Consider the following 6,274-nt stretch of genomic DNA (forward strand, 5'->3'; position numbering starts at 1 on the left):
GCTGGTTTAGGACGTTGAAGGAGAGGACGAAGCGTTTCTGGAATAATTTCAGGGGTAAAGACTGGAGGAGGGTTCATTAGGTTTGTTTTTCTGTTTGCCTTCTGGTATAATTTTGTCAGAATTCATTCTAGTTTTGGTGATCCGCCTGGTGATGTTACTGAATGGCTTCAGGAGGTGATGCCCCAGTTATCCTAACAGTATCTCTAAAAAGATAAAAAAGTTTAACAAATTCTTCCGATCTGTATTGGCATTGATTGTGTAACAAAGATGTATCATAGGCCTGTAGCGAATTTAAATGTTTCTGTGTTCTCGACCATACTGATCCGCCCAATCAGAAGTTCCACGAGTTCTTCGGCGCTCTTTCCTTGGAACTTTGGGACATTTTCCGTGAAGTGGATCTTCAAAATCCTCAAAAGTTTCTAGGCAGGCTTGACAGTAGAATTTCGAGCTCGAGAGTACTTCCACATAAGCCAAGCAAAGGAGAAAAAGAGCAAAGGGTCAGTTGAAGCCAATCTCCTTTAGGAGTTCGATGACTTTGTTGAAGGGTTCCGCCATAACTTTTTCGTCCCAGAACTCTTCTGGAACGGCCATTTTGGCGTGGACTTTGCCGTCTTCTTCGTAGAGGAGGAGGTGGCAGGGTGCAACTACACCGATTTCCTTGTTGTTTTTCCAGAGCTCGTAGAAGATTTTAGCGTTGCAGAGACCGAGCGTCTTGTACCTGGGCATGTCAATGCCGAGCTTGTTTTTGACGACTGTTGTAAAGTCCTGCTCCCAGACGACGGCAAATCCGACCTTGGGGAGGACTTCCTTCACCTTGGCCTCGGCCTCGTCGAAAGACCCATTAAACACTAACCTGGCTTCAATCATTGATTATACCTCCGGCCGACTTAATCTGGGGGTATTGGAGCATTCCCAATCTGGAATACGGCCAAACGGCAGAATAAATTGAGAAAGTTTATGTTTATATACTTTTCGTGTAAGGAAAATCCTTACACAGATAAAATGAATTTTTATTCAATAATTTGCAACCACTGCACCTAACAAAGTACAGTAGTAAAACATTTGTGGGTAGAAATGGACAATGAAGCATTACCTTGTGTGCCTTAAAGGAGGGGAGGGGTATATGTCGGATGGGCAAGGGATAAAAGTGCGAAAAATTCGATAGCTTCAAAATCTGGCTTTGTTTTTGTGACGGTTTGTTGGTTATCTCAATACTTGTTGTGAGTTAATTTTAATTGCTCTTACTCAGGGGAAAGAGTGGTGGTAATATGGAAGACAGAACGACCATATTGTATGAACTCTTCCATGAAATAAAGGCTATGAAGCTGCAAGTGTTTTTCCGTCTTGCCTACAGTGAAATGAATTGAGGTCATTTTTATTTTTGAGGTCTCAGCATTTGGTATTTTTTGTATACTGCGTCCTGTGTGCGAAACTTGTTTTAAGGAAGAGGATTTCACCCCCACTAGCACAAGAATCGAGGGGATTAGACCAACTTCCTTTGCTGCATATGGTAATCCGAGAACACCAGCACCTATCTGAGTCCCGATTAAAACTGCGAGAGCTTCACTCCTTTTCATACGCTCACCTCCAGCACTATGAAATCTTTTTGGAGCTAATAACCCTTTTCCCGTGAAAAAAGCTGACGTGAGGGCCCTATACCGTGCCAAAATGAACGGCAGTGGGGAGACTTAGACAACAAGAGACAGAAGGATTTGAAAAAATTTTCAAAAAATAATCTAATTGACCGAATGAATACATGGACACATAAAGATATGGCAGTCCCAAAGCATTTCTGCCGGTTAAACTTCTTGTGGCCAGGCAGATATTAATCAAACGCTCTTTTTGTCCAACCTTAGTAAAAGAAAAACTGCAGTCCTTCAAAAGAGATTTAAGAAGAGAAATGAAGTATAAGTGGTGGCTGAAATGAGAAAGATATTGCCTATATTATTTATAGGACTATTGGTTTTTGCAGCTGGATGTACTCAAACCTCTACAACAACTTCAACAACAGCTCAAGAGGGACTTGATTTCAGCTCCTACAGCAGGGGAGAGATAATCCAAAAATGGTGGGAGATGTTCAGCGCTGAGACAGTGTATGTGAGCAAGGGCTATGAAGAGCTCGCGAAGTATTACTTCCCTAATGCTCAGATAAAGACCAAAGAAGAGTTCGAAAGCGGCATAGCGATATTAGCCCCAGAAGATGCAAGGGAACTCCTTAGAGGAAAGCCCATTCTCACAACCCCAAGGGGGTATTTTGGGTATGTGCTCTACAAGTCGGGAATTAAATTCGTGGGAGAGGAAATGGGCACAATAATTGCGTACAAAGAAAACGGCAATGCGAGGTTGATTTTCACGGGAAATGGAAAATCCGGAATTGGAGCGGCTTTGGAGCTTGCAAAAGAACTAAAAGAAGGAAGAACGTTGAACCCCTCCCTTGTTTTGAGAAGAGAGGACTTCGAAGGTATAGTTCTAAAGGTGATAGGAGATAACGACTGGGATGGAATAAAAGATGAAGACGAATACTGGGTTCTAAAGGAGGTATACGTGGAAGAACCATTCATTTACAACTGGAGGGTTGTTAAAGGGGAGAACATAACCGTAAGTGGGGGCTTCATAAGACTTGTAAACGGCTCAAAAGTCTATATAAGGGCTCTCGGGTTCAACGTAAGCGTTAAGGTCAAGGATCCGAAAGGCGTTCAGATAACCTACGTAATTGAGAACATAAATCCCCAGTTCGTTGAGTATCCAAACGGGGCTAAGGTAGGAGAGACTTGGATAGAGGTTACCACGAGTGAGGACTTCTCCATAGCTCCCAGAGAAGTAAAGGACTTTAATTTTCTGGCATTTGGGGACAACAGACCCGGAAGCGGAACCAAACAGCCGGAGGCGTTCTTCAAGATAAGAGACCTTATGAACGAAGATACTGGAGCTTTTATAGTCAACACTGGAGATTTGGTTTACTCGGGAAAAGTCGAAGAATGGGCAGAGCTGTTGAAGGAGTGGAAGTTCAACAAGCCCGTGTTTGTTGCTCCCGGAAACCACGAATACCGTGGAGAAGGCAAAAACGTCTACCATAAATTCTTTGGGCCGACGGATTATTCCTTTACCCTCGGCAGCTATTACTTCATCTTTGCAAACAACGTTGAAAACAACTACAAGCTAACATCCGCTCAATGGACGTGGTTTGAGGAAGAGCTCAAAAAAGCAAAAGCCCTAGGCAAAAGACCGGTTATAGTTATGCACACTCCTCCGATAGACCCGAGACCTGAGGGAGATCACGCAATGGATCCAACAGATGCCAGAAAACTCTTGGAGCTCATGAAGGAATACAACGCCTTTGGAGTGTTTGGGCACATCCACATCTACTGGTACGGTGAAAAGGATGGCGTGGAGATGGTGATAACTGGCGGAGGAGGAGCACCACTATACGCAAAGCCCGAGGAGGGTGGCTTCTACCACTACGTAAGAATAAACGCAGGAGATACTATAGCGGTAGAGCCCGTGAAGGTTGAGTGATTTTTTTCTTTTTTCTATATATTCTATATAGCCCACTGTATTTGGCTATATTCTATTGCGGCAAGGTATTTATACCCTCCATATTTAGCTTGCTCCGGTGGTGAAAATGATCGAGCTGCTTAGTGATCCTTGGTTGTTCATCACAATTGCAATTGGTCTTTTCATGGCTTGGGCAATAGGTGCAAACGATGCTGCAAACTCAATGAGTACAGCCGTTGGAGCCGGAGCAATAACACCAAAGCAGGCAGTTATAATAGCAGGTGTGCTTGAATTCACAGGTGCTTACCTCTTCGGAAAAAGCGTTACCGAAACTGTTAGAAAAGGAATAATCGATGCATCTCAAATTAACGATCCCAACGTTGTTGTTTATGGTTCTATTGCAGCCCTTCTCGCTGCATCGCTGTGGTTGCTGTTTGCATCCAAGTTTGGATTGCCAGTGTCAACGACTCACTCCATTATAGGTGGTATAGTAGGCTATGGTATTGTATATGCCGGGACTTCAATAGTGAACTGGGGTAAAATGGCACAGGTGATTGCCAGCTGGATACTCTCACCGGTATTTGGTGCGATAGTTGCATTTGTCGTCATAAAACTTGTCTCTAAAACCATACTCCAGCAAAAAGATCCGATAGAAAGTGCCAAAAAATGGGCGCCTGTGTGGATAGGACTCGCATTCGTCGTCATTGGTTCGATGTTTTACATAAAGGTCATGCACGGAAAGTCTCTCTTCATTGCAGTTAGCAGATACGGCCTTGCAGCAGGAGTTGGAGCGTTTTTGGTCAGCTTTGCACTTTTGAGAAAGAACGTCAAAGCAACCGATCCTTACTGGGGGGTTGAGGCAATATTTAGGAAGGTTCAAGTGCTAACCTCTGCCTACGTTGCACTCTCTCACGGTGCAAACGACGTTGCAAATGCAATCGGACCAGTTGCGGCGGTCTATGCAGTCGCAACCATGGGGTCAGCTGGAATGAAAGTTCCGGTGCCAAGATGGATTTTAGCGATGGGTGGTCTGGGAATAGCAGTGGGTGTGGCAACCTATGGTTACAAAGTTATGGAGACCGTTGGCAAGAAGATTACCGAGCTAACAAACACTAGAGGATTTAGCATAGACTTTTCCGCTGCAACGGTGGTTTTAGTGGCTTCCTCGTTGGGCCTACCAATTTCCACAACACACACCGTTGTAGGAGCTGTTATAGGTGTGGGACTGGCAAGGGGAGTAAAAGCAATAAATAAAGACATCGTTAAGGACATAGTAATATCATGGTTTGTGACCGTGCCCGTAGCCGCTATCATTGCGGGCATTGTGTTTAAGATACTGATGATTGTGGGGTGAAAATAATGCAGGTCTGGACAAAATTATTTGCCAAAAGCCCGTTTAAGCCTTTGATAAAGCACGCTGAAGTTGTTTTAGAGGCTGTAGGAACTCTCGAAAAGGCTCTCGGGGCGTGGGATAGAGGAGAATATGAGAAAATGAGGGAATACGCGAGAAGAGTGGATGATCTCGAAGATTTTGCTGATAGAATCAAGGAAGAGATAAGGGACAGCCTTAGTTCAAAGCTGTTTATGCCCGTTAACAGGGGAGACATCTTAGGTTATCTTGAAATGCAAGATAAAATCGCCGATGCCGCAGAAAATACTGCAAAGTGGCTTTTAGTTAGAGACCCAAATAATATTCCTGAGGATATTAAGGATGAAGTGCGGACTTTAATAATGACCATGAGTCAGGAAAGCATCAAAGCGGCAAAACTCGTTTATGAGGCAATAGTACAGATGGACAGGGTTATAGAAAGCGGATTTGGTGAGAAGGAGATCGAGAGAGAATATGCGATAATCAAGGAAATAGAAAGCGTTGAGCACAAGATAGATGAGCTTGACACAAGGTTCATGGAGATAATTTTCAAGAATTCCGCCAAGATGGAGTGGGGATTGGGGATGTACCTCCTCAACATTGCAAAGACAATAAGCAATATATCTGACAAGGCAAAAGACGCAGCAGAGAGAATAAGACTCATGATGAACAAATGAAACCTTTCTAATTTTTATTTTCTGGATTTTTCCGCGCTTCTTGGAGAAAAGTAAGAAGAAAGAAACTTCAGATGGCTATCATGGTTGAAGTCATCTGTATTTCGGGCATTTTCCTTATTCTTTCTGTTATGAATTGGTCGAGATCTTTGAGAGTTTCGGTTTCGACCTTGACTATAAGGTCGTATTCTCCATAAACTACATATGCTTCCTTTACCTCCGGGTAGGTAAGAAGTTTCTCCATAACTTCCCTTTCCTTTCCAGCGGCTGTCACCATCAAAATAAACGCCGTCACCATAGCTTACCACCAATAATATTTGGTTTTTTGAGTATTTAAAGCTTATCGTCATTGAGGGCGTGTTTAGTTTCACCCCCTGTTATTTAAACAGTATTTGACTCTGAGGAGGATTTTCAGACCATAACACATTACGCCAAGCAGGATTCGGGTTACAGTAGTCTTTTTCAGAAAACAGGGGATCCTACTGCCAAACCACGTTGTAAACGCACCCCAGAACCCCTCATGAGGATTCCTACGCCTGTACTCTTCTTCAGAAAACACTCTGTCTCTCTTCTTACTACCCTTTGAATCATAAGCCCCATCAGCATAAAAATTCCCAGAACCCCCCGGCAGGAGTTCAATCAGCTCGTTCTCAGAAGTTGTGATCTTCACAGCAACCGGATACAGTAAACCCGGCAGGATTCTCGTTATTGCCTGAACTTCTATCCTGCCCTTTTT

General features: G+C 43.6%; 7 protein-coding genes and 1 pseudogene. 4 read left to right on the plus strand and 4 right to left on the minus strand.

Annotated features, from left to right (window positions below; genetic code table 11):
- Positions 1-195: pseudogene (locus tag THEPK_RS12925) on the plus strand (IS6 family transposase); the annotation flags it as partial.
- A gap of 303 nt (positions 196-498) precedes the next feature.
- Here THEPK_RS12925 and THEPK_RS02695 read toward each other — a convergent pair.
- Positions 499-867 carry a DUF302 domain-containing protein gene (locus tag THEPK_RS02695; protein ID WP_052315878.1) on the minus strand — a complete coding sequence of 123 codons (369 nt, stop codon included), beginning with the start codon at positions 865-867 and terminating at the stop codon, positions 499-501.
- Positions 868-1,241: 374 nt separating this feature from the next.
- Positions 1,242-1,577, minus strand: coding sequence for an aromatic amino acid transport family protein (locus THEPK_RS13720; RefSeq protein ID WP_042698025.1), 336 nt, complete (start codon positions 1,575-1,577; stop codon positions 1,242-1,244).
- A gap of 346 nt (positions 1,578-1,923) precedes the next feature.
- On the opposite strand from THEPK_RS13720, the gene THEPK_RS02705 reads away from it, so the two are divergent.
- From THEPK_RS02705 to THEPK_RS02715, 3 genes are all read left to right on the plus strand, one after another.
- Complete coding sequence (locus THEPK_RS02705) at positions 1,924-3,516, plus strand: metallophosphoesterase family protein (protein WP_042698028.1); 1,593 nt, start codon at positions 1,924-1,926, stop codon at positions 3,514-3,516.
- 106 nt (positions 3,517-3,622) lie between these two features.
- Positions 3,623-4,849 (plus strand): inorganic phosphate transporter, encoded by a 1,227-nt coding sequence (locus THEPK_RS02710; protein WP_042698032.1) that lies wholly within the window; start codon positions 3,623-3,625, stop codon positions 4,847-4,849.
- 5 nt (positions 4,850-4,854) lie between these two features.
- Positions 4,855-5,541 carry a TIGR00153 family protein gene (locus THEPK_RS02715; RefSeq protein ID WP_042698035.1) on the plus strand — a complete coding sequence of 229 codons (687 nt, stop codon included), beginning with the start codon at positions 4,855-4,857 and terminating at the stop codon, positions 5,539-5,541.
- Between the two features lie 67 nt (positions 5,542-5,608).
- On the opposite strand, the gene THEPK_RS02720 is transcribed toward THEPK_RS02715, so the two are convergent.
- Together THEPK_RS02720 and THEPK_RS02725 are read right to left on the minus strand one after the other, a co-directional pair.
- Positions 5,609-5,836, minus strand: a complete 228-nt coding sequence (locus THEPK_RS02720) for an Lrp/AsnC family transcriptional regulator (protein ID WP_042698038.1) — start codon at positions 5,834-5,836, stop codon at positions 5,609-5,611.
- A gap of 69 nt (positions 5,837-5,905) precedes the next feature.
- Positions 5,906-6,274, minus strand: a 369-nt coding sequence (locus tag THEPK_RS02725; RefSeq protein WP_042698041.1) for a hypothetical protein, incomplete at its 5' end; no start/stop codon positions are given.

Origin of the sequence: Thermococcus sp. PK, assembly GCF_000430485.1 — an archaeon.
Classification (GTDB): Archaea; Methanobacteriota_B; Thermococci; order Thermococcales; family Thermococcaceae; genus Thermococcus_A; species Thermococcus_A bergensis.

Coding starts and splice junctions, on each gene's coding strand:
- THEPK_RS02695 (WP_052315878.1), bottom strand. CDS start 867: ATGATTGAAGCCAGGTTAGTGTTTAATGGGTCTTTCGACGAGGCCGAG.
- THEPK_RS13720 (WP_042698025.1), bottom strand. CDS start 1,577: ATGAAAAGGAGTGAAGCTCTCGCAGTTTTAATCGGGACTCAGATAGGT.
- THEPK_RS02705 (WP_042698028.1), top strand. CDS start 1,924: ATGAGAAAGATATTGCCTATATTATTTATAGGACTATTGGTTTTTGCA.
- THEPK_RS02710 (WP_042698032.1), top strand. CDS start 3,623: ATGATCGAGCTGCTTAGTGATCCTTGGTTGTTCATCACAATTGCAATT.
- THEPK_RS02715 (WP_042698035.1), top strand. CDS start 4,855: ATGCAGGTCTGGACAAAATTATTTGCCAAAAGCCCGTTTAAGCCTTTG.
- THEPK_RS02720 (WP_042698038.1), bottom strand. CDS start 5,836: ATGGTGACGGCGTTTATTTTGATGGTGACAGCCGCTGGAAAGGAAAGG.